Origin of the sequence: Halomonas sp. AOP5-B2-8, from assembly GCF_052376475.1 — a bacterium.
Classification (GTDB): domain Bacteria; phylum Pseudomonadota; class Gammaproteobacteria; order Pseudomonadales; family Halomonadaceae; genus Vreelandella; species Vreelandella casei.
Map to the genome: position 1 here is coordinate 290,555 of NZ_JBQSVS010000004.1, position 24,661 is coordinate 315,215.

Below are 24,661 nucleotides of genomic sequence, written 5' to 3' on the forward strand. Positions count from 1 at the left end.
GCTAGCGTGTTGCTATTCTGTTAGGCAAGTCCCTTGAAAATAGGATCAGGATACTGCGCCTCCGAGCGCCCACCACAACATCTAATAACCTATTCCAATAACCCACTCTAATAATTCACAGGACACTGACAATGACCACACCTTCATCAGAGCAGGACGGATTAGTCCGAGTACTCGCCCGTGGCGATGTATTAGCGCTGGCCTTCGGTGCCATGATCGGTTGGGGTTGGATTGTACTCACGGGCACCGCGATTCAATCGGCAGGCAGCTTAGGCGCCATTATAGCGTTTATTATCGGTGGCTTAGCCATTGTATTAGTTGGCCTTACCTATGCAGAGCTTGCTTCTGCCATGCCCAAAGTCGGCGGTGAGCATGTTTATAGCTACCGTGCGCTGGGTCATCTGCCTTCGTTTTTATGTACCTGGGCGATTATTTTAGGCTACTTGAGCGTAGTGGCGTTTGAAGCCGTCGCACTACCTACGGTGATCGAGCACTTAGCGCCTAACTACGCGGTCGGTCATCTTTGGACGATTGCTGGATGGGAAGTTAAAGCGACGTGGGTGGCCGTAGGCGTGGGCGGCTCGCTTGCGATGATGGTGATTAACTACTTCGGCGTCACGACCGCGGCGTTGCTACAGAAGGTCGTCACTGGGCTGATTCTTCTGGTGGGGGTGATGTTTGTGACCGGCTCGCTGTTTGAAGGCGAAACGATCAATATGCTGCCGCTCTTTACTCAGGCCGACACCGGCGTCTTCGCAGGCATCGTCGCCGTGCTGGTCATGGTGCCGTTTCTGTTTGTGGGCTTTGACGTTATTCCTCAAGCGGCGGAAGAGATTAATCTGCCCTATAAAGCCATTGGCAACGTGCTGATGCTGTCAGTCATTTTGGCCGTGGTGTGGTACGCGCTGATTATTTTGGCCACGAGTTTGGCGCTCAATAGCGACGAACTAGGCGCCAGCACACTCAGCGTGCCGGACGCCATGGGCTCACTGTTCAACGCCGCCTGGGCAAGTAATCTCATGGTGGTGGCGGGCATTGCAGGCATTATCACCAGCTGGAACGCCTTCTACATTGGCGGCTCGCGTGCCATTTATGCGCTAGCTAAAGCGGGCATGCTGCCGGCGCCGTTTGCTAAGCTTCACCCACGCTACAGAACGCCTACCAACGCTATCTTCATGATGGGGTTTCTCTCCTGCATCGCGCCGTTTTTTGGCCGCCCTGCGCTGGTGTGGATCGTTAACGCCGGTGGTTTTGGCATCGTGATCGCTTATTTGTTTGTCGCCATTTCGTTTGTGGTGCTGCGCGTACGCGAACCGGATATGCCGCGCCCCTTCAAGGTGAGTAACGGCAAACTATGCGGCATCTTCGCCGTCATTCTTGCCTTTGGCATGGCGTGTCTTTACCTGCCGGGCAGTCCGGCGGCGCTAAGCGGTGCCGAGTGGAGCATTTTTGCCGGCTGGGCTGTATTAGGCCTGGCGCTCTATATCCATGCACTGCGCACCTATGGCCGCGACTTCAGCGACCAGCACATGAAGGCAACGATGTAAGTTATGCCTGATATTTTAAGGAGCACGCTATGAGTTTTATAAAACAGTGGTTGCACGATGCCGTTCCTAGCCTGATTGGCAGTGAGTGGCGCATCGGCCAGCAAACCTTTGCCGTCGATAATCCCGCCACCGGCGAAACCATTGCCCGCGTGGCTGACATGGGCGCGGATGATACCCGCGACGCGGTGGAAGCCGCCTACAGCGCAGGCGCTGGCTGGCGCGCCACGCCGGTCAAGCAGCGCTCGGCACTACTGCGCCGCTGGTTTGAACTGATCATTGAACATGCGGATGATCTTGCCCGGCTGATGACCTTAGAGCAGGGCAAGCCGCTGGCAGAAGCCAAAGGCGAAGTGATTTATGGCGCCTCGTTTATTGAGTTCTTTGCTGAAGAAGCCAAGCGCATGGCGGGCGAAACCCTGCCCAGCCACGGTGCCGATAAGCGCCTGTTAGTGCTGCGCGAGCCGGTCGGCGTGGTGGCGGCGATCACCCCATGGAATTTCCCGCTGGCGATGATCACCCGCAAGTGCGCGCCTGCCCTTGCTGCAGGCTGCACCGTAGTGATTAAGCCTGCGGAAGCCACACCGCTCACGGCGCTGGCCGCGGCTTATCTGGCGCTAGAAGCGGGCTTGCCCGCGGGCATTATCAACGTCATCACTGCTTCTAAACCGGTAGCGATAGGCGAAGTGCTGACGACCGACCCGCGGGTGCGCAAGGTCTCGTTCACCGGCTCCACGCCGGTGGGCAAGCGCCTGCTGGCCCAGTGTGCCAGCACCGTAAAGAAAACCGCTATGGAGCTTGGCGGCAACGCCCCGTTTATCGTCTTTGACGACGCCGATATTGACGCCGCCGTTGACGGTGCCATTGCCTCAAAATTCCGCAACGCTGGGCAAACCTGCGTATGTACCAACCGCTTTTTGGTTCAGGACGGTGTTTACGACGCCTTCGTCAGCAAACTCACCGAACGTGTTAATGCCCTGAAGGTGGGCGATGGCTTGGCCGACGGCAGCATTATCGGCCCGCTGATTAACCAAGCAGCCGTAGACAAAGTGCAGCGTCATATTGATGACGCCGTTAGCCACGGCGCGCGCGTACTTTGCGGTGGTAAGCCTCACGCAGCGGGGGAACGCTTCTTTACGCCCACAGTACTGGCGGATGTCACCACGCAAATGGCCGTGGCCGATGAAGAAACGTTTGGCCCCGTGGCGCCAGTGTTCCGCTTTACGCGCGACGAAGACGCTATCCAGATGGCCAATGATACGCCGTTCGGCCTAGCCGCCTACTTCTATGCCACCGACTACCGCCGTATCTGGCACACCATGGAGCAGCTGGAGTACGGCATGGTGGGTGTGAATGAAGGATTGATCTCCACAGAGCTTGCGCCGTTTGGCGGCGTGAAAGAATCAGGGCTGGGCCGCGAAGGCTCACACCATGGATTAGATGAGTTTACTGAATTGAAATACGTCTGCGTCGGCGGCTTATAAAGGAATGAAGATGACCAACCAAGAACTGAACGAGCTGAAAAACCGCTATGTGGCCAACGGTGCCGCGACGCCGACGACCCAGTTTGCCGAGTATGCTGAAAACGCAGAACTGTGGGATGCCGACGGAAATCGCTGGATCGATTTCGCTGGCGGCATCGGTGTCCTTAATTTAGGCCACCGCCACCCGAAAATCGTCGCGGCGGTAGAAGCGCAGCTTAAGAAAGTGATGCACACCAGCGCGGCGGTGATCTCCTACGCCCCTTACGTGCAACTGTGCCAAAAGCTCTGCGAACTGAGCCCGGTGCGCGGCCCTGAGCGCAAGGCGATGCTAGTCAATACCGGTGCCGAAGCGCTGGAAAACGCCGTGAAAATTGCCCGTGCCGCCACTGGCCGCACCGGCATCATCACCTTTGATGGCGCCTTCCACGGTCGCACCATGATGACCCTGGCGATGACCGGCAAGGTGCTGCCCTATAAGAACGATTTCGGCCCGATGCCGGGCGATGTGTTCCGCGCACCGTTCCCTAACCCTTTGCACGGCATAAGCGAAGAAGCCTCACTTGAAGCCATTCGCACGCTGTTCAAAACCGATATCGCCCCGCACCGCACGGCGGCCATCGTGATTGAGCCGGTACAGGGCGAAGGCGGTTTCTACATCGCCTCACCGGGCTACCTGAAAGCGCTGCGCGCGCTGTGTGACGAGCACGGCATTCTGCTAATCGCCGACGAAGTACAGTCCGGCTTTGCGCGCACCGGCAAGCTGTTTGCGCTCGAACATAGCGGTATTGAGGCGGATATTCTCACCACCGCCAAGAGCCTAGCCAACGGCATGCCGCTCTCTGCCGTCGTAGGTAGCGCCAAGGTAATGGACGCCTCGGGCCCCAACTCCCTGGGCGGCACCTACAGCGGCAACCCGCTCTCCTGCGCGGCAGCACTGGCGGTGATCGAGGTGATCGAAGAGGAAAACATCCTGGCCCGCAGCGAGCAGATGGGCAAAATGCTGGCCGAGCGCTTTGCCGTCTGGGAAGAACGCTTCCCAGCGGTAGCCCACGGCCGCCAGCTCGGCGCCATGGCAGCGTTTGAACTGCTCGACAGCGACGGCAAGCCAGATGCTCAGATGACCGGCGCGCTATGCGCCAAAGCCCGCGAGAAAGGTTTGATCCTGCTTTCCTGCGGCTTCTACGGCAACAGCATCCGCATTCTGGTGCCGCTAACGGTGTCGTCCGGGGTGTTGGAAGAGGGCTTGAGCATTATTGAGGCATCGCTGGAAGCGCTTAGCTAATACCTTTCTAAGGATTATCTAGCCCGCCACCGTCAAACAGCGAAAGCTGTTGGCGAGGGCGGGGTTTTTTATGCGTTGAAAGCTCAAAGCTGAGATAGTCAGCCGACCAAAGAACCCTGTGCTAAGCTGGATTTGGTAAATTAGCCGCCCAAGGCGGAGGTGCAGGGAAATGCAACAGAAGCACGAATTATGATATGAGAGATAATTAAAATTTATAGTCCAAAGCATCAGTGATTTGTAGGCTGCTTTTTTTGACTAGCATGCTGGCGCTTTTATCTAATAATAGGACTCGCTGTCTAATATCTTTTAGCGGGAGAGAAGCATGTTTGGATGGTTGAAGCCGAAGCGCCCTGAGGCGCTCTTATTTAAGTCCAACGATGCTGCGTTCGAGTATGCTTCGAAGTACATGCTGCGCCCACTTTTGAAGGACGCTACGATTTTCGGCCAAGTTCTGGCAAAGGTTTCTCCGCAATTCGGAGGGCTCCTGAAACAGCAGCCAAAGTGGCGGGTGCGGCTGGCGACGGAGCACGGTGTCCTTCAGACGGATCATTGCGGGTCGATTGCGGATCAACTGGCGTCTGATGTGGACTTGAAGTCATCGCCAATCGTTGAGGGTGACCTAGTTGCTGTGCAGGTCGGTTCATACGATCCGAAATACGCCGTAGACAGTGAAGTGCAGTACTTCATCATCATCTGCAAACTCAAGCCAGAACTCAGGACGGACACTCGTGTCTTTGCTCCAGACGTCGCTCGCTAACAATGCCGTGCACGCGACGTGCGAAGACACACGCGCTAATGGCTAACGTTATGTATTGGAGTTAGCGGAAAGATCATAGGAAGAATGAAGAGTGATACCAGAATTAAATCAATCAGGAGTATTACCTCCGTTTATACCTGAGCAAGGGCCGACCGACCCTGCTGGCATGGCACCCTATAAGACAAAGATAACTGAGTTTGTAAGTCGGTATGCTCATACTCCCGAGAGGAGAGCTATACTTAGAGGACTGCTAGATTATCGTAGGAAGCTTAGGGAAATAGGTATTTGTAAAGGTTTTCAGTGGCTTGATGGCAGCTTTGTGGAAAATGTAGAGCAAAATCGTGGTCGCCCTCCTGCAGATGTAGATATAGTTACTTTTGCCTTAAGGCCTACCAATGATCTGGAGGACTGGAAGAGTGTAGTCTATGGGAACCCGGACCTGTTCCTTCCTGGTGAAGCAAAGCAGAAATACTATTGTGATGCGTATTTTGTTGATTTGAACACGCACCCCATACATGTGGTGAGCAATACTCGATACTGGTTTGGTCTGTTTTCACATCAACGAGAATCTTATCTTTGGAAGGGGATGGTAGAGATTGCCATTGAGTGCAGCGACGATGAGGCGTTGGAAATGCTAGATAGGGAGTCAGACAATGCCTAAGAAGCTCAATATTGACAGCCTATCTTCTGAAATTACCACTCTTAATGAGTTGCTTGTCAGCGCCCGCCAATCTGGCGATATCGTAGGAGAAATGCAAATCGAGCATCGAGTTGCAGAATTATCTAAAAAGCTAAATTCACTTAAAGAAGAAGTGTTGTCTGATAATAGTGCCAGTGTTGCCCTATTCTTTGGTGGGCAACCTGTGCTTGGATCAAAGGGAATTGCAGCTGAATTTGCCGGTACTGCATTGGAACAGTTTCAAAATCTTATCGCCAAGATATTTGCTAATAATGAAGTCGGAGATTTAGGCGAAAGAGGACTCGTACCCTTCAAGGCTAACTCTGAATTAATGGTCACAGGTTTAGCAAGAGGCTCATTTGGATTTGTACTTGATGAGATGAATGATCAGGTACAATTAGAGTCGTCACAACTATCACACGTCATCGATAGGGCTGCTGTTCTTCTTAGAGACTCTGCCGCTCAAGATGATGCTGTTTTTGAGTCAATCCTAGAAGAATTGGAGCCAAGAACATTAATAGCGCTTAGAGACTTGTTCAACAATCTAGATTCAAACAAAGCAACTCTCAGAGTCGTCGAAAAAGAATTGGATTTTACACTTGATGCCCCATCTATACATCGAGCAAAAATAAGAACAGAAGCTACAAGTATTGAAGAAAGCACAAATGAAATTGAAGGCACTTTAGTTGGTTTTTTGCCAGAGCACCGTAAGTTTGAGTTGGCTGATAAGGCTGGAATGCTTTATTACGGCGCCGCTAGTAAAGAAGCAGTAGAGCAGTTCACGAAGGCTACAGACAATGTGATCGGTAATAAGTGCTTGATAAAAGTCTCAATAAAAACAGTGGCACCATTAAACAGGCCACCAAGAGAAGTAGTTCGTTTGATAGAATTCCTTCGCTTTGGTGAGTAAGCACGTGTCGGCCGTTCCTCAAACGAGACGCAGGATAGATAACGATCGGCGGCATTACTGAAGCAGTCCACCAATAATATCAGTAGCATGCCGAACGACAGGCTCCATCTAATGGTGCATGTGTAATGACGTGCAGTTTCCCACATGCGGTCACGCTATAGCTAAGCGTAACGTCTACCTATTCCCCCAATCCTCCCTCATCAAACAACGAAAGCTGCTGCCGATTAGCGGGTTTTGCTTTTTTAGCGTGCCGAACGGGCGGTCGACGCTGACTGGCGAGCTTATCCACAATCGCTTGGCTGGCTTCTCTGGCGTCTGAGGTGCGACGCAGCTCGTAGAGCGTCTTCTTCCAGTGGCGTGCTTCGGCCTCAAAGTCGTTGGGGATTGGGTAGTTTACGCCAGGTTGAAAGCCGAACCGCTTTTGCAGGCTTTCCGGCAGTGCCCAGGGTTTGGCGCGCCACTCTAACGGGAGTGGCGTTAATTCCGGCACCCAGCGGGCGACAAACTCGCCGCTGGGGTCGTTATCCTCCGCCTGCTTAATAGGGTTGTATACCCGCAGCGCGTTGATGCCCGTAGCGCCTGCCTGCATCTGCACTTGGGGGTAGTGAATGCCGGGCTCGAAGTCGGTAAACAGCCGCGCCAGATGCAATGCTGGCTCAACCCAATGCAGCCCAAGGCCAAAGGTGGCGTGGGAGATCAGCATGGCGCGCATGCGAAAGTTGATCCAGCCGGTGGCGATTAGGCTGCGCATACAGGCATCTACCAACGGCATCCCGGTTTGCCCGCGCTTCCAGGCGATCAGGTTGGGGTGTTCTGGGTCGCGCTCGCGCAGGCCGCGCAGCGCCGGGTGTAGGCTTTGCGATTCGATGCTTGGTTCGCTTTCGAGCTTTTGAATAAAATGGCAGTGCCAGTGGAGCCGGGAAGCGAAGGCGCGCAGTGAGCGTGACCAAGCGGCATCTTCAGCATGCTTTTTGCGCTGGCGTCGCAGTGACTGCACCACTTCGCGCATGGAGAGCGTACCCCAGGCCAAGTGCGGCGAAAGCCGTGAGCCAAATTCCCAGGCCAGCAGCGGTTTAGAAAGTGAGCCGCGATAACGCCGCCCGCGCTGGCTTATAAAGCTGCGCCAGACTGCTCGGCCTTCGCTACGACCGCCTGGCTGTCGCTCGGGGCAGGGCGTGGTGTCAAACCCTAGCGTCAGGTCGTGAAGCTGTTTGACGTCAATATGGTGAAAGGCTTGCCAGCTCTCAGCCGCCTGGGCGCTTTGCGGGGCAGTGGCGGTGGGCGCCGTCATTAACGTTTCCCACTGATTTTCCCATGCGTTGCGGTCAGCAACTCTGGATTTTAAGCCACGCACTACGCCGTGCTGGCGTGCTTCATGCCAGGGTGTGCCGTGCTGCTGACACCATGCCTTGACGCTGAGATCGCGGGCAAAGCTCCAGGCGTTGCCGGTCTCTTCATGTGAATGAAGCACAAACTCGCTGTAATGGGTTTTCAGGGCGTTCAGTAAATCGACCATATCGCCTTGCCAAATACACAGCGGCAGACTCAGTGTTTCGAGTGCGTTTGAAAGATCGATAAGCGAATCAGCGGCAAACTGCCAGTGGCGCAGGGCGCTGTCTGGCGCTTGCCACTGCCCCGGTTCAATAGCAAATACGGGCAGCACGGGGCCAGCCGCGGCGGCGTTAGAAAGCGGCGCGTGATCATGAAGACGTAAATCGCGTTTGAACCAAACGACCTGAATACGTGCCTTACTCATACTGGAGCCTGACCGTTGAGGGCTATCCGCCGCTAAGCCTATTCGCCATTTGCCTGTGACGTTACCATCAAGCTATTGTTTGCGTCACCAATCGAGCAGGTCCCGTCCAACAGGAGAGCCATCATGTATATCGCGATGAACCGTTTTCGTATTGCCCCAGGCCGTGAAGAAGATTTTCTAGAGGTATGGCGCAACCGTGACTCTCACCTGGATGAAGTGCCAGGCTTTCAGCAGTTCAACATGCTGCGCGGCGAAAGCCAGGAAGACCATACCGTGTTCATTTCTCATACCGCTTGGGAGTCCGAAGAGGCTTTCCGCGCGTGGACCCAGTCAGACGCATTTCGCAAGGCCCACGCGGGTGCTAAAGCGCCTGAAGGGATTTACCTCGGCCCGCCGAAGTTTGAAGGTTATGAAGTGGTGTTGTAGGTCGCGTGCTACCGCATGAGGTGCTTTTCATGCGGTAGCTTGATGCTGCTTAAGCAGTGCCTGCCGCCTCTAGCATTGCCTGCAGCAGCACGTTACAGCCCTCGTGAACATGTTCCGGCGTTGCACTCTCAATCTCGTTGTGGCTAATGCCATCCTTGCAGGGAATAAAGATCATTGCAGCGGGAGCAACTCGGCCGACAAACATTGCGTCGTGCCCTGCGCCGCTGATGATATCCATATGCGAGAACTTAAGCTTTTCAGCTGCATGACGCACGGTGTCAACGCACACTTTATTGAAGTGCTCAGGTGCAAAATCCGCGGTAGGTGTTAGCTCGTACGACAGCCCGTGACGTTGGCAAATTTCTTCAACGGCAGCAGCCAATGATTGGGCCATTTCGATTAGAGCCTCGGGCTCCCAGTGGCGCATATCCAACGTCATTTTTACCTGTCCTGGAATCACGTTGCGTGAACCTGGGTGCAGCGTCATACAGCCTACCGTGCCACGACCGTGGGGTTGGTGTTCATTGGCGATACGGTTGAGCGCTTGAGTAACTTCCGCTGCGCCCATCATGGCATCCCGACGAAGGTGCATGGGGGTTGGGCCTGCGTGGGCCTCAAGCCCGGTGAGGGTTAAATCAAACCACTTCTGACCAAGTCCGCCGATAACCACGCCAATGGTGGTGTCGGTATCTTCGAGAATTGGCCCTTGCTCAATGTGCGGTTCAAAGTAGGCTTTGATCTCGCTTGGTGACACCTCGTCGCTGCCACGATAGTGAATGGCGTCCAAAGCATCGCTAACCGTCACGCCATCAGCGTCGATGCGCGCCATCATGGTGTCAAATTCAAGCACGCCGGTAAAAATGCCAGAACCCATCATGCAGGGGGGGAAGCGGCAGCCTTCTTCGTTCGTCCAGGCGACAATTTCGATGGCCGATTGCGTCACTATTTTGTGTTCGTTGAGCGTGCGGATTACTTCAAGGCCTGACAGTACCCCAAAACAGCCGTCGTATTTGCCTCCGGTAGGCTGGCTATCTAAATGGCTTCCCGCCATAACGGTTTTGGCGCTGGGGTCGCTGCCTTCTCGGCGTGCGAAGATATTGCCGATATTATCAATACGAATAGTACAGCCTTCAGCTCTGCACCACTGGATAAATAGATCGCGCCCTTGGCGTTCAAGATCGGTAAGCGCTTGACGGTTCACGCCGCCTTTAGGTGTGGCACCTAGCTTGGCCATTTCCATCAGCGCTTCCCAGAGACGGTTACTGTCGGTGCGCAGATCGGCTATAGCAGTTTTCGGTTCAGCAAGCGAATTCATATGACTTCCTTTTATTGAGCACGGATAAAGCTGGCGACTCCCCGGTTTATTGTTTGGCTCATTATTAGAGTAGAGATAAAAAAGCCATGTTACGTATAGATTCCCTAACGTGAACAACAGGAAAGCGTAATTTTATAAACATGTTCAGTGGCGCATCCTGATGCAACGTCTTAACGCGATGGAGCTGGACACCATGTTTGGAATAAAAAGCAAAACGACACCGCAAACATCAGAGCATTCTTCAGAACTTTCTTCAGAACTCCCGTCAGAGCAGGGCGCCTCAAACAGTGCGCTTAATCAGCATTTCTGGATGCCGTTCAGCGCTAATCGTGATTTTCACGCTAACCCACGCATGATCACGGGGGCGGAAGGGCGCTATTACATTGATGACCAGGGCCGCAAATTATTCGATTCGCTGTCAGGGCTATGGACCTGCGGCGCAGGCCACAATCGTGAAGAAATCCAAAAAGCCGTCGCGGCACAGCTAGGCACTCTCGACTTTGCCCCAGGCTTTCAGCTTGGCCATCCGCTGGCGTTTAAGTTAGCGGAAAAAGTCGCCAGCCTTATGCCTACCGGGCTTGATCACGTATTTTTTACCAACTCAGGCTCCGAGGCGGCCGATACCTCGGTCAAGATGGCCAAAGCCTATTGGCGGCTTAAAGGTAAGCCTGAGAAAACGCGCCTGATTGGCCGAGCGAAGGGCTATCACGGCGTCAATGTCGGTGGCACAAGCCTTGGCGGTATCGGTGGCAATCGTAAGCATTACGGCCAGTTGATGGATGTCACGCATCTACCGCACACGCTTCAAGCGGGCCACGCCTATACCCGTGGCCAGGCAGAAACGGGGGCTGAGCTTGCCGATGCGCTGCTTGATCAAATAGCCCTACACGACGCCTCGACGATTGCGGCTGTGATTGTTGAGCCAATGTCTGGCTCGGCGGGTGTGATTGTGCCACCCAAAGGCTACTTGGATCGTTTGCGCGAAATCTGCACCGCTAACGATATTCTGCTGATTTTTGACGAAGTGATTACCGCCTTTGGGCGTAGCGGTGCGACCACCGGTGCCCAGGCGTTTGGCGTGACGCCAGATATCATGAACGTGGCCAAGCAGATCACTAATGGCGCCGTACCCATGGGCGCAGTGATTGCATCACGCGAGATTTTTGACACCTTTATGCACATTGGTGGGCCCCAGCATGCCGTTGAGTTTACGCATGGCTATACCTACAGCGCTCACCCGGTGGCCTGTGCAGCAGGGCTGGCGGCGCTTGAGTTAATGGAGCGCGAAAATTTCCCCGCCCAGGTTAGCGCCATTGCGCCGCGCTTCGAAGAGAAGTTGCATGCTCTCAAGGGCCGCAACCACGTCGTGGATATCCGCAATTACGGCTTAGCGGGCGCGATCCAGTTAACGCCTCGTGACGGCGACCCAACGATTCGACCACGCGATGCACATATGGCACTTTGGAAAGCAGGCTTTTACGTACGTTATGGCGGCGATACGCTGCAATTTGGCCCTCCCTTTGGCACCACCGATGCCGAGCTAGAGCGCCTGTTCGACGCCGTTGCGACCACCCTTGATTCATTGGCATAGCCTATTTTTTGATAAAACCGGTTTCGGAGTATAAAAATGAGTGTTATTTCCCACCTGATCAACGGTGAGTTAGTGAAGGGCCAGCGCACGCTGGACGTTACCAATCCTTCAACGGGAGCTGTCATTCGCCAAGTGTCTGATGCCTCTGCGGCCGATGTTGAAAAGGCCATTGATGCCGCTCAGGCAGCGTTTCCCGCCTGGCGAGATACGCCACCGGCCAAGCGCGCGCAAGTTATGTACCGCTTTAAGCAACTGCTCGAAGAGCACGCTGACCGCATCGTGCAGCTGGTCAGCGAAGAGCATGGCAAAACGCCAGAAGACGCTATGGGTGAGCTCAAACGTGGCATTGAAAACGTTGAGTACGCCTGCGGCGTGCCTGAACTGCTAAAAGGTGAGTATTCCCACAACGCAGGGCCTGGCATTGATGCGTGGTCTAATTTCCAACCGCTGGGCGTCGTTGCAGGTATTACCCCGTTTAACTTCCCGGCTATGGTGCCGCTATGGATGTATCCGATGGCAATTGCCTGTGGCAACTGTTTCATTCTCAAACCGTCGGAAAAAGACCCCTCTTCCTCAATGGCCGTGGCTGAGCTGCTTCAAGAAGCCGGGCTACCGAAAGGCGTGATGAGCGTGATTCACGGTGGTCGCGAAGCGGTGGAAACGCTGTTGGATGCCAAGGCCGTGAAGGCTATTTCGTTTGTGGGTTCGACGCCGGTGGCTGAGGCGATCTACACCCGTGGTGCGGCCGCTGGTAAACGCGTTCAAGCGCTGGGCGGTGCGAAAAATCATGCCGTAGTGTTGCCCGATGCCGATTTGGAAAACGCCGCTAATACTCTAATGGGTGCGGCTTACGGTAGCTGCGGCGAGCGCTGCATGGCGATCTCAGTTGCCGTATGCGTTGGTGATGAAACGGCTAATCGTTTGGTTGAAACCATGCTGCCGAAAATCGCGCAGCTAAAAATTGGCCCCGGCACTCAGAAAGGGCTGGATATGGGCCCGCTAGTGACCGCAGAGCACCGCGACAAAGTACTGGGCTTCATTGAAGATGGCGTAAAATCAGGCGCAACGCTGGTAGCCGATGGTCGTGACCTCACGGTGTCAGGCCACGAGCAGGGATATTTCGTTGGCGGCTGCCTGTTCGATAATGTCACGGCTGATATGCGTATTTATCAGGAAGAGATCTTCGGGCCAGTGCTTTGTGTCATGCGGGTCGGTAGCCTAGATGATGCCATGCAGCTAATTAATGACCATGAATACGGCAACGGTACCTGCCTGTTTACCCGCGACGGTGAAGCCGCCCGACGCTTTACCGACGGTATTGAGGTGGGCATGGTCGGTGTTAACGTCCCGCTGCCTGTACCGGTCGCTTACCACAGCTTTGGTGGTTGGAAGCGCTCGCTATTTGGTGATCTTCACGCCTATGGACCTGATTCGGTGCGTTTCTACACGCGTCGAAAAGCTGTTTCTCAACGCTGGCCTTCCGTTAGCGAAGCGACGCAAGCGGAGTTCTCATTCCCCGCCAATCAGAGTTGACGTTATAGCGTAAATAGGAGATCTTCTCAGCACCGCCGCTCTCCGGCGGTGCTTTTTTGTGCCTATCTTCGACGTAAGGGACGAGTGCAGCGTGGCAAGAACCCAGGACGAAATTCGCCAGACCAACGTTAAGAAGATTCTCCAGGCCGCGGAGCAACTGTTCGCGGAAAAAGGCTATGCCGGCGCCTCCATGGGAGAAATTGCACAGCTGGCTGAACTTCCCAAGTCCAACGTGCACTACTACTTCGCCACTAAAAAAGCGCTTTACCAAGAGGTATTGCTAGAGCTGCTGGAAATATGGAAGCAGGACGCGCTTTGCTTTGAACTCTACGATGACCCTCGCGTGGTGCTGTCCACTTACATTCGCGCCAAAATGACCCACTCCCGCAATCGCGCCCACGGCTCTAAAGTGTGGGCGGCCGAAGTCATGCAGGGCGCACCGATCCTAAAAGAGCGCCTGCGCGACAATCTTTACGAATGGGCTAAACTCAAAGAGTCGAAAATTAGCGAGTGGGTCGCATCAGGCCAGATCCACCCTGTTGAGCCTTCCTATCTACTTTATATGATCTGGGCGTCCACCCAACACTACGCCGACTTCGACTACCAAATCTACTTGCTCAATGACGACAAACCGCTAGACGACCTGCAGTTTGAAAAAGCCGTGCAGTCAGTGACTACGATGACTTTAAGAGGTATTGGGCTGACGGTATGAGCAGTGCTCAATTGCTCCTCGACATGACCTAAGTCAGATTGTTCTATGAGGGCTGGATGCGGCGTGGTGGCTAATCAAGAACGGTAATGCAGTTTGCAATATGACTCCCATTATCTTAGTTATAAGTCTTATTGACTGTGCTTATGGTGGAAATAGACTTTCAATGTAGGTTGAACGCAGAAATTCTCGTTACAATGCCTTCTTAGCAGTATCCAGACGGTCTTTTAAATAGAGAGATTCAACATATATGTTAGCAGTGAATAATGGTGTTTCTTACGAGCAAGCTGATTATGGCGGCCTCTCTAGCGTTGCTTATGAGGCGATCATGCGAATGATTCTGGCTCGCGAAATGTCCGGTGGCGATATCGTTCAAGAGCGTCGGCTTGCGGATGTTCTTGATATGTCACGAACGCCTGTCAGAGAGGCGCTGCGACGCTTAGAAGCTGAAGGATGGTTAATTCGCTTGAACTCCAGAACTATTGGCGTCAAAAAAATAGCGATTGATGAATATGTTGCTGCATTACAAGTTCGAGAGTTGTTAGAGCCTGAAGCAGCTGCAATGGCGGCAGCAAAGTCCCACACAAAAATTATTAGTGATTGGGCTGAAAAGCTTGATGCTATAAGAAAATCAACCCAGGTTGGCCTCAAGCAACAGTGGCAGTTTGATCAGACGCTTCATATGGGGATAGCACAGGCAACAGGCAATGAGGTGCTGCTTAAAATTATTTCTGAGCTAAGAAAAACGACGCAGATATTTGAAAACCAGACTCTGCCCGCTAAATCTTTTCCCGGATATGACGCACATCTAGCGATTATTAACGCCATCGTAGAAGGTGATTCTGACAAGGCGCGTATAGCCATGCTCGATCATTTACGTGAGACGAAGAAAAATATTTTTGAAGCTCTCTAATATAACTTAGCATTGCAAGCGCTGATCTGGTGCATACTGGTTGTAAATTGAGTATTAAAAACATCTCTATGTCTTATGCTAAAGTCTATATGGTGGGGGATCTTTTAAATCGTTATGCGGATGCACAGTCTTTGTGCAATTTGTTTTATCTATCACCTTTTTGAAGCGCAAGGATATTATAATAATAATCTATTTTATGAGTTGACATGTGGTATACCAGTGGTCTACAAATAAGCTGTCAACGTCTAAGAGAAATAATTATGAAAAAATCTATAGCTGTTGGGATTGTTGCACTTGCCTCTGTTTATTCCACGTTTTCTTGGGCTGAAAGCTTAGTACTGAGAGCTGGGCACTCGGCCAATTTAAGTGAGCCTTATCAAAAAGGCTTGGAGAAGTTTGCTGAAGTTGTCGAGCGCGAAACAAACGGTGAAGTTACTGTACAAATCTTTCCTAATAATCAGTTGGGTAATGAGCGGGAAATGATCGAAGGTGTGCTGCTGGGCACTCTGGATATTGCCGTTCCCACCAACGGTGTCTTGACCAACTTCGTTTCTGAGCTGTCGATTTTCGATCTGCCTTTTCTATTCAATGATCGTCAGCACATGTATCGCGTCATGGACGGTGAGGTTGGTGAACGCCTGGCCGGATCCATGCAGGAGAGCGGCTTTCAGCTACTGGGTTTTTATGAGGCGGGTATTCGGCATATCGTGACCAAGGAGCCGGTCAACAGCATCGAAGACCTAGAACGCCAAAGTATTAGAACCATGCAGATTCCGGCTCACGTAGCCGCTTTTAACGAGTTTGGTGCCAACGCGACGCCGCTTGCCTACAGCGAGCTTTACGCAGCGTTGGAATCCGGCGTGGTGGATGGTGCTGAAGCTGCCTTTACCAACTACCAGGCGCAGCGATTTTATGAAGTGGCGCCCTACCTTGCTGAAGTGAGCTGGACCACATTGGTCGCGGATCTGATCATGTCCGAGCAGCGGCTTTCGAGCCTGCCTGACAACGTACAGCAGGCACTAATAGTGGCGGGTGCTGAGTCTGCAGAGTACGAGCGCCAGGTGTATGCCGAAATGGATACGCGCATTCGTGAAGAGCTTTTAAGTGCCGGTGTCGAGTTTACCCAGCCCGATCTTGAACCCTTCCGCGTAAGATCTCAGGCGGTTTATAGCGAATTCGTTGATACGGATCAGAAGCAAGAGCTCCTGGACCTTATCGAACAGCTGCGTTAAATAGCCGGGGCTATTCATGATCATCATGGATAGCCCTGCTACTTCAGGAGGAGTTATGGCCCCTATTGTGCAAGTAGCCGAGCGAGTGCTGCAGGGTATCAGATTCTTGATTGCTGTATGTGTCGTTGTTTTGTTCAGCTATATGGTTGTAGCAATCCTGACGCTAGTAGCAGGACGGTATGTCTTCGGTTTTTCCGTGGCGGGGGCGGCAGAGACGGCTACCTTTGCTCAGATATGGGTTATCTTCCTCGCTGCCGGTATTGCCATGCGTGAAAAGCTGCATATTGGCGTCGATATTCTTTATGAAGTCCTCCCCGATACTTTAAAGCGAATTACCGCCCTGCTTATTTTGCTTTTTGGCAGCTGGTTTTTATGGCTGGCTATTCTCGGTAGCCAGCGGTTATTGCAAATCGGCCAAATGCAAACCTCGCCGGCGTTAGGTATTCCCATGTGGATACCTTATCTCTCCTTGCCGGTAGGGCTTGGCTATTTCTTCCTCGAATTCTGTATTGCCTATTTAAAGAAAGTTTTCGCTAAAGAGTGCGCTGACAATAATAAAGAGGAAGCCACATTATGATAATGGTCATGGTGTTATTTGTACTTCTTTTAATTGCTGGCGCTCCCATCGTGTTTACCATGGGGGTCTCGGCGAGTGTCGTGCTAATGGGCGAAGGGATTCCCAACAGCATCATTTCCCAACGTCTGTTCGCGGGCCTGGATAGCTTTACCATCATGGCCATCCCGTTTTTCGTTCTGTCGGGGCTTTTGATGGAGCGCGGCGGTATCGCGCGACGCATGATCGATTTTGCCACCGCGCTGGTCGGCTGGATTCGAGGGTCGCTGCTACTGGTGTCGGTGGTGTCGGGTACCGGTCTTGCCGCGGTATCTGGCTCAGGCTCCGCCGATACGGCAGCCACTGCCTCCTTGATGCTGCCCGAGATGAGACGGCGTCGTTACGATATCGATTTTGCCGCGGGCCTGATGGCCGCGGCGGGCTCTCTAGGACCTATTATTCCTCCCTCCATAATGATGATCGTGCTGGCCTCAGTGGGTAACATCTCGGTAGGCGATATGTTTATCGCGGGTATCGTCCCAGGGTTTTTAATGGCGCTGGGTCTATTGCTGGCGGGGTACTTTCATGCCCGCCGTCACGGCGGTGTGTATAGTCAGATACAGCCTTTCTCCTTGCGTGAACTGGGCGCGACCGCTTTAAAGGCCATCCCGGCCTTTTTGATGCCCATCATCATTATCGGCGGTATTGTCGGCGGCGTTTTCACTCCGACCGAAGCCGCCTCGGTCGCCGTTGCGACCGGGCTGCTGGTGGGGCTCTTTATCTATAGAGAACTCAAACTTCGTGACCTGCCGCATCTCATACTGCGGGCGGCAAGTATTTCGGCCTCCGTGATGATGATCATTGCCGTGGCCAATATTTTCTCATGGTTAGTGGCTAGAGAGGGCGTGCCTCAGTTGCTGGTCGGATTTCTTCAGTCCTTATCCGACAACCCCTGGGTATTTCTGGCTCTACTCAATGTCGGACTGATTTTTGTCGGCATGTTTATGGAGAGCATTGCGGCCATCTTGATCCTGGTACCTGTCTTGATGCCCGTGGCGCAAAGCTATGGGATCGACCCGCTCCACTTGGGCGTAGTGATTATCATCAATCTTTCTATCGGGATGATTACACCGCCCTACGGCATCACCCTGTTTGTCGCCAGCAGTATTGCCCAGCGCCCCATCATGCGCGTGGCGGCCAAGATCATCTTGCCTTTGAGTTTTATGCTAGCCGTACTGGTGCTGGCGACTTACGTCCCTTATGTCGTTACCGCTTTACCCGATTTTTTTAGAAATCGTTAACGTTGAGTCGGAGATTTAAATGTCCCAGTTTGCTGGTACTTATAGTGTTCTTATTACGCCTTTTGATAAAGATCTGAAGGTTGACGTCGAAAGATTGCGCACGTTTATCGACTGGCAGATCGAGCAGGGCATTCACGGCCTGATCCCTCTGGGAAGTACTGGTGAATTTCTTTCGATGACCGACGATGAGCGCCGACTGGTGGCCAAAACCGTCATCGATCAAGCGGCGGGGCGTGTTCCTGTATTGATAGGTGCCGGAGCTGAAAATACCAACGACGTTGTACGTTATAGCCGAGAGGCCGAGCAACTGGGCGCAGACGGGCTGATGATTATTCCGCCTTATTACAGTTGCCCGACCGAAGACGAGCTTTATCACCATTACAAGCAGGTATCGGATGCCGTTTCGATACCGATCATGATTTATAACAACCCCAATGCGGCCAACGTCGACATGTTGCCCGAGACAGTGGCAAGGCTTGCCGATATTGAACACGTGGCTTACATCAAGGAGTCAACGCTTGAGATCACCCGCGTTCGAGACATCATTAGACTCTGCGGGGACAAGATAGGCGTGTTTGGTGGGGTGCTGGGATTCGAATCCTATGTGGAAGGTGCGATCGGCTGGGTGGCGGTCGGCTCCAACGTTATGCCCGCTGAGTTCGCTGACCTATACACGGCCGCGGTCGTTGAGAAGGATTTGGACCGCGCCAGGTCCGTGTATCACAACATTCTGCCCGTCATCGATTTCGTGTTTGGCCATCGCTACGTCTCTGGCACCAAAGCGCTGCTTGAATCGATGGGTAAGAGCGTTGGCCATCCACGTGCTCCGCGCCTTCCCTCGCCTCCTGAAGACAAGGCGTGGGCCGATGAGATCGTTCGCAAGCTTTCGCTGAAGTAAGGGGCTCAAATGGACGCGCTGGGACGCAGGATCTCTAAAAACGCTAAAGAGATAACCTTTACTTACGAGGGCAAAAAGGTCAGTGCCGTGGAAGGCCAAACCCTGGGCGCCGCGCTCGTGGGTGCGGGCCATCTGTCTCAGCGCGAAGGTCGTCTGGGTGGAACGCATGGCCATTACTGTGGCATGGGGGCATGCTTTGAGTGCCTGGTAACAGTGGATGAGCGTTCCGGTGTACGCGCATGTATGACGCCTGTTCAGCATGGGCAATCAGTTAAGCATCACCCTTATAAAACGGCATTTGATGCCGATGCTAGCCGTCATCAAAGCGACCCTAAAGAGTCGCTTGAAGTCGTGGCGGTAGAGGTGCTGGTTGTAGGCGGTGGGCCCGCCGGTTTACAGGCCGCCCTTTCAGCCCGAAAAGCGGGAGCGAGCGTACTGCTGGTCGACGAACGTGCCAGTCTGGGTGGGCAATATTTCAAGCAGCTTTCATCAGCCTATTCAACTAAAGACGGCAAAGCGCCCGATAAGCAGATGCAAGCGGGACGGACGCTGATTGATGAACTGGCGGCGGCTGATATCAAGCAGTGGCGCAACACCCTGGTATGGGGTGTGTTTCGTGAAGAGCACGATCAGTTTCGTATTGGCATCGAGCGTGATGGCAAAGCGCTAATAGTCGAGCCAAAGGCCGTTATTATCGCGACTGGAGCAACTGAGCTTCCTTATCCCGTACCAGGCTGGACACTCCCGGGCGTAATGACGACAGGTGGACTACAAACCCTGCTGCGCTCTTACCGCACGGCACCACCGGGCCCAGTGCTGATCGCGGGTAACGGCCCGCTTAATTTGCAGGTTGCGGCCGAACTGGTCGAGGCGGGCGTTGAGGTGGCGGGGGTTGTAGAAAGCGCAAAATTAACCTCGTTGACCGCGCTTGCCCAGACCGGTAAAGCGACGCGTCATGCTCCATCGCTCATTGGTAAAGGGCTTGGATACATGTTTACGCTCAAGCGTGCTCAGGTGCCTGTCTTTGATGGCTATGCGATTGCAGCGATTGAAGGCGACAACGCCGTCGATAGCGTAACACTAGCCCCGGTCACCGCCGAGGGCGAGCTTGGACAGCCGATGCTGCATATCAAGGTAAAAGCGGTAGGCTTGGGTTATGGTTTTCAGCCACAAGCCGAAATCAGCCGACTGCTGGGGGTAGAGCATCATTACGCATCCGACACGTCATCCGCACTCAAGGTGCTCTCCGCCGAGCGCTTTCCCGATGGTCGCTGCAATGTCGAGGGTGTTTTCATTGCGGGTGAAGCGGGTGGGTTTGGTGGTGCCCAGTTAGCCTTGGCTCAAGGCGCGCTATCTGGTGCCGCCGCTGCGAAGCACTGTGGGTATAACGTAGAAGACACGACTACCCATTGGTCTTCACAACAGCGAAAGCACCAACACTTTCAAAAAGCGCTCTGGAGCGCGTTTTCTTCTCCGCTCAAACCGCTGGCGGGCATCACCGACGATACGATTGTATGCCGCTGTGAAGGGATTACCGCAAAAGAGATAGTAAGCGGGCGCGAGCCATGTAGCGATGTGGCCTCTATCAAACGTCAAACCCGAGCGGGTATGGGGCGGTGCCAGGGCCGCTACTGCGCCGCCACGGTTAATATGCTCATCGCCAGTGACCAGAAAACCGGTAGCCAGTTTGATTTGCCCGCACCGCAAAATCCTATTAAACCGATCGCGATTGGCGCGCTGGCTATTGAAAAAGGGGAGTGGGCCGGTCACCGGCGGGTGACGATGCCTACCGCGCGCGTTATTAACGAATCGACTACATCGCCACCAAGTATCGAGGTCGACGTGTTGGTGATTGGCGCCGGCATTGCGGGCAGTGCTACCGCGATGTCGCTCGCCAAGCAGGGCGTTGACGTAGCGGTATTGGATCGAGGGCTTCCCAACGGCCAAGCGTCGGGTGGCAATGCGGGAAGCTTACACGTCCAGCTGCTGTCGTTCGATTTTGGCAAAAAAGCCGAAAGTGGCGGTGGCCCCGCTGCCAGTACCTTACCGCTTCAGCAAGCGAGTGCATCGCTCTGGGAGCAGCTGGCCAAAGAGCTTGATAGTGATATCGAATTCAAGCGCAGCGGCGGCATCATGGTGGCTGAAAGTGAAGAGCAGATGCGCTTTCTCGAACGAAAAGCAGCGCTTGAACGCTCGCTCGGTATCGATACCCAGATGATTGGCCGCGCCGATATCGAACATAAGCTACCCGCTATTTCAGAGGCGGTCATCGGTGGGGCGTGGTGCAGTGAAGAGGGAAAAATAAATCCGCTTTTGGCGACCCCCGCTTTGGTACGCGCCGCCCAACAGGCCGGCGCGCGCTTTTTTACCAGCGAGGCAGTTCAGAGCCTGGAGTATGCCAACGGAAAGTGGGAGGCAACCACCAGCAGTGGCCGCCAATACCGGGCAGGTAAAGTCGTCAACGCCGCTGGGGCATGGGCGGGCGAAATCGGTAAGCTGGCAGGGGTGAGCGTGCCCGTACACGCCGCACCGTTGCAGATGATCGTGACTGAAGCAGCAGAGCCAGTTGTTGATGTACTGCTTGCCCATGCCGATCGTCATTTGACCCTCAAGCAGGCGGCTAACGGCAACGTGATTATTGGTGGCGGTTGGCCTGCCGGGCTGAGCATTCCCTTTGGCTACCAGCGACCGCTTCTGGAAAGTATCGAGGGTAATCTTTGGGTCGCCCAGCATGTGTTGCCCGCTTTAAATCAACTGCGTGTACTGCGTACCTGGGCGGCCATCAATATCAACATCGATGGCGCCCCTATTTTAGGTGAAGTACCTCACCGCCCCGGTTTTTATAATGCGGTGACGTCCAACGGCTTCACACTTGGGCCTTTGGTCGGACAGATCACCGCGGATTTGATAACGCGCGGCAAGAGCGACTGGAATCTGGCACCGTTTTCGCTCGCGCGTTTTGAGGGGCAGGGTGCGGCGTGACGTCATTGACACTTCCTGCACAGCGCCCGTTGCGCGGCATTGTCTGTATGCTAGTGGCTGCGGCACTTTTTGTAGCAATGGATTCTTTGGCCAAATATCTGGGCGATGACTACTCCTCTGTGCAGTTGGCCTGGTCGCGTTATAGCGTTCACTTGATTGTCCTGATATTGCTACTGATCATTTTGGGTAGGCTTAATCGTAGGGAGCTTGAAAGCCGTGCACCTTGGGGCCAATTTGGCCGGGGCTTGCTGCTGCTGGGAGCCACAATATTTGCGTACTTATCGGTTCGTGCGTTACCTCTCACGCAGGTCTATGTTGTCAACTTCAGCTCGCCGCTTATCGTTACGCTACTTGCTATACCGCTTTTAAATGAACGTGTTGGTGCTAAACGTATATTGGCAGTTCTCTGTGGGTTTTCAGGCGTTCTGATTGCTGTTCAGCCTGATGTGGGTGACTTTAACGTCGAGCTTTTATTGCCGGTAGGGATGGCGGTGTGCTTTGCGCTTTATCAACTGGCAACGCGATACTTTGCCGCGCAGGACTCCTCGCTTACCTCGCTCCTTTATACAGCCGCCGCAGGGGGCGTTGTCAGCACGTTGGTGGTTCCCTTTTTCTGGGTGCCCGTGCAAGCGCAGGATATCCCACTGTTTATTTTGATCGGATTACTCGGTGCGCTCAGTCATTTTGCGCTGATCGAGGCAATGCGTTCGGCCTCGGCTTCACTGGTATCTCCCTTTTTATATTCACAGCTTATTTGGGCAACGCTCATTGGCTACTGGTTTTTCGGTGACTATCCCACCCGTGACACGTTCATCGGAGCAGGCATTGTTGCCTTAGCAGGTGGTTATCTCATTATCAATGAGCGCCATCGACATTAAACGGATAGGAGGCTTTATGAGCGAACAATCTAGAACGGTGCTTATGTTTGTTAACGGTCAGGCGATGTCTGGCGGAAGTATCAATTTTGCTTTAAAGGAGGCTAAGTTTTTGGGCGCCGTTAATACTGCCGCGAAGTATCGTTTTTACTCCGTGCGTGATGAATTCCCTGGGCTATGGCCTGTAGAACAGGGCGGTAAGTCCATCCCTGGTGAAGTCTATGAAGTCACTTATGCTCAGCTTCGCGAGTCATTGCTTCCCAACGAACCTTCCGAGTTAGAGCTGAGTATTATCGAACTGGAAGATGGAAGCGGCTCTTTGAGCATGATAATGCGTGAAGAGGATATTAACGTTGATGGCGTTGTAGATATTACCAATCGGGGTGGCTGGTTAGCGTATCTTTCAGCCAAGGGTGAGACGTCTGTATGAAGGGTTACGATTTAGTCATCCGTAACGGCACTGTTGTCACCGCTTCCGATACGACTATATGTGATATCGGCATTCGCGATGGGAGGATTGTTGCATTAGGAGAGTCGCTAGGTGCCGGTAAGGAAGAGATAGAGGCGTCAGGGCATTACGTTTTGCCAGGTGGTGTCGATGCTCACTGTCATTTCGATCAGCCATCGGGGCCAGGCATCCAAATGGCTGATGATTTCGAAACGGGCACTCGATCAGCAGCCTGTGGCGGCACCACAACGGTTATTCCGTTCGCTGCGCAGCAAAAAGGCGATACGTTAAGAGCGACGGTAGAAGATTATCATCGCCGGGCAGATGGTAATGCCTGTGTTGATTACGCTTTCCATCTGATTGTTTCTGATGCCACGCCCCTAGTCTTAAAAGAGGAGTTACCTTCTCTGATCGAGGAAGGATACACGTCTTTTAAAATCTACATGACCTACGACGATCTCAAGCTAAATGACCGGGAGATCTTAGAGACATTGGCTGTCGCAAGGCAAGAAGGTGCGATGACAATGATCCACGCTGAGAATGCTGACTGCATTGCTTGGTTAAGTGATGCGCTTGAAGCCGCCGGTCAAACCGCACCGCGCTTCCATGCAACCTCTCGCCCGCCCGTGGTAGAAAGAGAAGCAACCCATCGCGCAATTTCGTTTGCCGAATTAGTCGATACCCCTGTTCTTATTGTACATGTGTCAGGGCAGGAGCCGATTGAACAGATACGTTGGGCGCAAGGGCGAGGTTTAAGGATTTATGCTGAAACGTGTCCTCAATATCTGTTCCTAACAGCTGACGACTTGAAGTTGGATGGATTTGAGGGCGCAAAGTGTGTCTGTAGTCCTCCTCCCCGTGATGCGCGAAGTCAAGAGGCTGTTTGGGAGGCACTTGAAAACGGAGTCTTTCAAATTTTTTCTTCAGACCATGCGCCGTTCCGTTATGAGGATGCGGAAGGTAAAAAGTCGGCTGAAGGCAAGTCGTTTAAGCACATTCCAAATGGTATTCCAGGTGTTGAGACTAGGCTCCCTCTTCTGTTTTCAGAAGGCGTTTTAAAAGGCCGAATCGACATCACCAAATTTGTCGCATTAACATCCACTAATCCGGCTCGGATATACGGTCTTTATCCTCGTAAAGGAACACTTGCCGTTGGGTCTGATGCCGATATCGTGATATGGGACCCTACTCTTGAGTGGACGATTACCAACGATAGGCTACATCACAATGTTGATTACACGCCTTATTCAGGTATGACCCTCACAGGTAAACCTATAACAACGTTATTGCGCGGTCAGGTTGTCTGGAAAGAGAATATCTTTATAGGTGGGCCGGGTGAGGGATGTTTCTTACCGTGCGAACGCCCCCAGCCAGCAATGCCTAAAGGCGTTAGTAAGGGGTTTTAGCTTTAATGCTCAATGATGATAAACCGCTAGACGACCTGCAGTTTGAAAAAGCCGTGCAGTCAGTGAC

21 protein-coding genes are annotated in these 24,661 nt (G+C 53.3%); 19 read left to right on the plus strand and 2 right to left on the minus strand.

The window, feature by feature from the left end; translation table 11 throughout:
• Positions 1-131 precede the first annotated feature (131 nt).
• The 6 genes from ACT3RP_RS11470 (at position 132) to ACT3RP_RS11495 (ending at position 6,656) form a co-directional block, all read left to right on the plus strand.
• Entirely contained in the window at positions 132-1,547 is a 1,416-nt protein-coding gene (locus tag ACT3RP_RS11470; protein ID WP_444671906.1) for an APC family permease, read from the plus strand.
• 29 nt (positions 1,548-1,576) lie between these two features.
• Positions 1,577-3,028, plus strand: a complete 1,452-nt coding sequence (locus ACT3RP_RS11475) for an NAD-dependent succinate-semialdehyde dehydrogenase (protein ID WP_444671907.1) — start codon at positions 1,577-1,579, stop codon at positions 3,026-3,028.
• Positions 3,029-3,038: 10 nt separating this feature from the next.
• Positions 3,039-4,310, plus strand: a complete 1,272-nt coding sequence (gene gabT, locus ACT3RP_RS11480; protein ID WP_444671908.1) for a 4-aminobutyrate--2-oxoglutarate transaminase — start codon at positions 3,039-3,041, stop codon at positions 4,308-4,310.
• Positions 4,311-4,632: 322 nt separating this feature from the next.
• Positions 4,633-5,067 carry a hypothetical protein gene (locus ACT3RP_RS11485; RefSeq protein WP_444671909.1) on the plus strand — a complete coding sequence of 145 codons (435 nt, stop codon included), beginning with the start codon at positions 4,633-4,635 and terminating at the stop codon, positions 5,065-5,067.
• Between the two features lie 91 nt (positions 5,068-5,158).
• Positions 5,159-5,728 carry a DUF6932 family protein gene (locus tag ACT3RP_RS11490; protein WP_444671910.1) on the plus strand — a complete coding sequence of 190 codons (570 nt, stop codon included), beginning with the start codon at positions 5,159-5,161 and terminating at the stop codon, positions 5,726-5,728.
• Complete coding sequence (locus tag ACT3RP_RS11495) at positions 5,721-6,656, plus strand: hypothetical protein (protein ID WP_444671911.1); 936 nt, start codon at positions 5,721-5,723, stop codon at positions 6,654-6,656. Before ACT3RP_RS11490 ends, ACT3RP_RS11495 begins: the two co-directional genes overlap by 8 nt.
• Before the next feature lie 178 nt (positions 6,657-6,834).
• Here ACT3RP_RS11495 and ACT3RP_RS11500 read toward each other — a convergent pair whose 3' ends face one another.
• Positions 6,835-8,412 carry a cryptochrome/deoxyribodipyrimidine photo-lyase family protein gene (locus ACT3RP_RS11500; protein WP_444671912.1) on the minus strand — a complete coding sequence of 526 codons (1,578 nt, stop codon included), beginning with the start codon at positions 8,410-8,412 and terminating at the stop codon, positions 6,835-6,837.
• A 123-nt stretch (positions 8,413-8,535) separates the two neighbouring features.
• On the opposite strand from ACT3RP_RS11500, the gene ACT3RP_RS11505 reads away from it, so the two are divergent.
• Positions 8,536-8,838 carry a heme-degrading protein HmuQ gene (locus ACT3RP_RS11505; protein WP_235040563.1) on the plus strand — a complete coding sequence of 101 codons (303 nt, stop codon included), beginning with the start codon at positions 8,536-8,538 and terminating at the stop codon, positions 8,836-8,838.
• Positions 8,839-8,887: 49 nt separating this feature from the next.
• Here the strand turns inward: ACT3RP_RS11505 and ACT3RP_RS11510 are convergent, their stop codons facing one another.
• Positions 8,888-10,153, minus strand: a complete 1,266-nt coding sequence (locus ACT3RP_RS11510) for a Zn-dependent hydrolase (protein WP_444671913.1) — start codon at positions 10,151-10,153, stop codon at positions 8,888-8,890.
• 193 nt (positions 10,154-10,346) lie between these two features.
• Here ACT3RP_RS11510 and ACT3RP_RS11515 point away from each other — a divergent pair, with 193 nt between their 5' ends.
• The 12 genes from ACT3RP_RS11515 to hydA all read left to right on the plus strand — a co-directional run bounded on the left by ACT3RP_RS11515 (position 10,347) and on the right by hydA (position 24,594).
• The gene (locus tag ACT3RP_RS11515) at positions 10,347-11,744 is read left to right on the plus strand and encodes an omega-aminotransferase AptA (RefSeq protein WP_444672026.1); all 1,398 of its coding nucleotides are present in this window, start codon (positions 10,347-10,349) and stop codon (positions 11,742-11,744) included.
• Between the two features lie 36 nt (positions 11,745-11,780).
• Entirely contained in the window at positions 11,781-13,277 is a 1,497-nt protein-coding gene (locus tag ACT3RP_RS11520; protein ID WP_444671914.1) for a CoA-acylating methylmalonate-semialdehyde dehydrogenase, read from the plus strand.
• Between the two features lie 91 nt (positions 13,278-13,368).
• On the plus strand, positions 13,369-13,989 hold the full coding sequence (locus ACT3RP_RS11525; RefSeq protein ID WP_096277623.1) for a TetR/AcrR family transcriptional regulator: 621 nt from the start codon (positions 13,369-13,371) through the stop codon (positions 13,987-13,989).
• Between the two features lie 247 nt (positions 13,990-14,236).
• Positions 14,237-14,899, plus strand: coding sequence for a GntR family transcriptional regulator (locus ACT3RP_RS11530; protein ID WP_444671915.1), 663 nt, complete (start codon positions 14,237-14,239; stop codon positions 14,897-14,899).
• A 260-nt stretch (positions 14,900-15,159) separates the two neighbouring features.
• Positions 15,160-16,131, plus strand: a complete 972-nt coding sequence (locus ACT3RP_RS11535; protein WP_444671916.1) for a TRAP transporter substrate-binding protein — start codon at positions 15,160-15,162, stop codon at positions 16,129-16,131.
• Between the two features lie 16 nt (positions 16,132-16,147).
• Entirely contained in the window at positions 16,148-16,708 is a 561-nt protein-coding gene (locus ACT3RP_RS11540) for a TRAP transporter small permease (protein WP_444671917.1), read from the plus strand.
• Positions 16,705-17,985 carry a TRAP transporter large permease gene (locus ACT3RP_RS11545; RefSeq protein WP_444671918.1) on the plus strand — a complete coding sequence of 427 codons (1,281 nt, stop codon included), beginning with the start codon at positions 16,705-16,707 and terminating at the stop codon, positions 17,983-17,985. Before ACT3RP_RS11540 ends, ACT3RP_RS11545 begins: the two co-directional genes overlap by 4 nt.
• A 19-nt stretch (positions 17,986-18,004) precedes the next feature.
• Positions 18,005-18,883, plus strand: coding sequence for a 4-hydroxy-tetrahydrodipicolinate synthase (gene dapA, locus ACT3RP_RS11550; RefSeq protein WP_444671919.1), 879 nt, complete (start codon positions 18,005-18,007; stop codon positions 18,881-18,883).
• 9 nt (positions 18,884-18,892) lie between these two features.
• Complete coding sequence (locus tag ACT3RP_RS11555) at positions 18,893-21,865, plus strand: FAD-dependent oxidoreductase (protein ID WP_444671920.1); 2,973 nt, start codon at positions 18,893-18,895, stop codon at positions 21,863-21,865.
• A complete protein-coding gene (locus tag ACT3RP_RS11560; protein ID WP_444671921.1) occupies positions 21,862-22,743 on the plus strand; it encodes a DMT family transporter in 882 nt (293 codons plus the stop codon). Before ACT3RP_RS11555 ends, ACT3RP_RS11560 begins: the two co-directional genes overlap by 4 nt.
• A 16-nt stretch (positions 22,744-22,759) precedes the next feature.
• Positions 22,760-23,170 carry an allophanate hydrolase-related protein gene (locus ACT3RP_RS11565; protein ID WP_444671922.1) on the plus strand — a complete coding sequence of 137 codons (411 nt, stop codon included), beginning with the start codon at positions 22,760-22,762 and terminating at the stop codon, positions 23,168-23,170.
• Positions 23,167-24,594 carry a dihydropyrimidinase gene (gene hydA / locus ACT3RP_RS11570; RefSeq protein ID WP_483393816.1) on the plus strand — a complete coding sequence of 476 codons (1,428 nt, stop codon included), beginning with the start codon at positions 23,167-23,169 and terminating at the stop codon, positions 24,592-24,594. The genes ACT3RP_RS11565 and hydA overlap by 4 nt, the downstream gene beginning before the upstream one ends.
• Positions 24,595-24,661: the final 67 nt, after the last annotated feature.

Excerpts from the sequence above, each read along its gene's own strand:
- ACT3RP_RS11470 (WP_444671906.1), top strand. The coding sequence starts at position 132 with ATGACCACACCTTCATCAGAGCAGGACGGATTAGTCCGAGTACTCGCC.
- ACT3RP_RS11475 (WP_444671907.1), top strand. The coding sequence starts at position 1,577 with ATGAGTTTTATAAAACAGTGGTTGCACGATGCCGTTCCTAGCCTGATT.
- gabT (WP_444671908.1), top strand. The coding sequence starts at position 3,039 with ATGACCAACCAAGAACTGAACGAGCTGAAAAACCGCTATGTGGCCAAC.
- ACT3RP_RS11485 (WP_444671909.1), top strand. The coding sequence starts at position 4,633 with ATGTTTGGATGGTTGAAGCCGAAGCGCCCTGAGGCGCTCTTATTTAAG.
- ACT3RP_RS11495 (WP_444671911.1), top strand. The coding sequence starts at position 5,721 with ATGCCTAAGAAGCTCAATATTGACAGCCTATCTTCTGAAATTACCACT.
- ACT3RP_RS11500 (WP_444671912.1), bottom strand. The coding sequence starts at position 8,412 with ATGAGTAAGGCACGTATTCAGGTCGTTTGGTTCAAACGCGATTTACGT.
- ACT3RP_RS11505 (WP_235040563.1), top strand. The coding sequence starts at position 8,536 with ATGTATATCGCGATGAACCGTTTTCGTATTGCCCCAGGCCGTGAAGAA.
- ACT3RP_RS11510 (WP_444671913.1), bottom strand. The coding sequence starts at position 10,153 with ATGAATTCGCTTGCTGAACCGAAAACTGCTATAGCCGATCTGCGCACC.
- ACT3RP_RS11515 (WP_444672026.1), top strand. The coding sequence starts at position 10,347 with ATGTTTGGAATAAAAAGCAAAACGACACCGCAAACATCAGAGCATTCT.
- ACT3RP_RS11520 (WP_444671914.1), top strand. The coding sequence starts at position 11,781 with ATGAGTGTTATTTCCCACCTGATCAACGGTGAGTTAGTGAAGGGCCAG.
- ACT3RP_RS11530 (WP_444671915.1), top strand. The coding sequence starts at position 14,237 with ATGTTAGCAGTGAATAATGGTGTTTCTTACGAGCAAGCTGATTATGGC.
- ACT3RP_RS11535 (WP_444671916.1), top strand. The coding sequence starts at position 15,160 with ATGAAAAAATCTATAGCTGTTGGGATTGTTGCACTTGCCTCTGTTTAT.
- ACT3RP_RS11540 (WP_444671917.1), top strand. The coding sequence starts at position 16,148 with ATGATCATCATGGATAGCCCTGCTACTTCAGGAGGAGTTATGGCCCCT.
- ACT3RP_RS11545 (WP_444671918.1), top strand. The coding sequence starts at position 16,705 with ATGATAATGGTCATGGTGTTATTTGTACTTCTTTTAATTGCTGGCGCT.
- dapA (WP_444671919.1), top strand. The coding sequence starts at position 18,005 with ATGTCCCAGTTTGCTGGTACTTATAGTGTTCTTATTACGCCTTTTGAT.
- ACT3RP_RS11555 (WP_444671920.1), top strand. The coding sequence starts at position 18,893 with ATGGACGCGCTGGGACGCAGGATCTCTAAAAACGCTAAAGAGATAACC.
- ACT3RP_RS11565 (WP_444671922.1), top strand. The coding sequence starts at position 22,760 with ATGAGCGAACAATCTAGAACGGTGCTTATGTTTGTTAACGGTCAGGCG.
- hydA (WP_483393816.1), top strand. The coding sequence starts at position 23,167 with ATGAAGGGTTACGATTTAGTCATCCGTAACGGCACTGTTGTCACCGCT.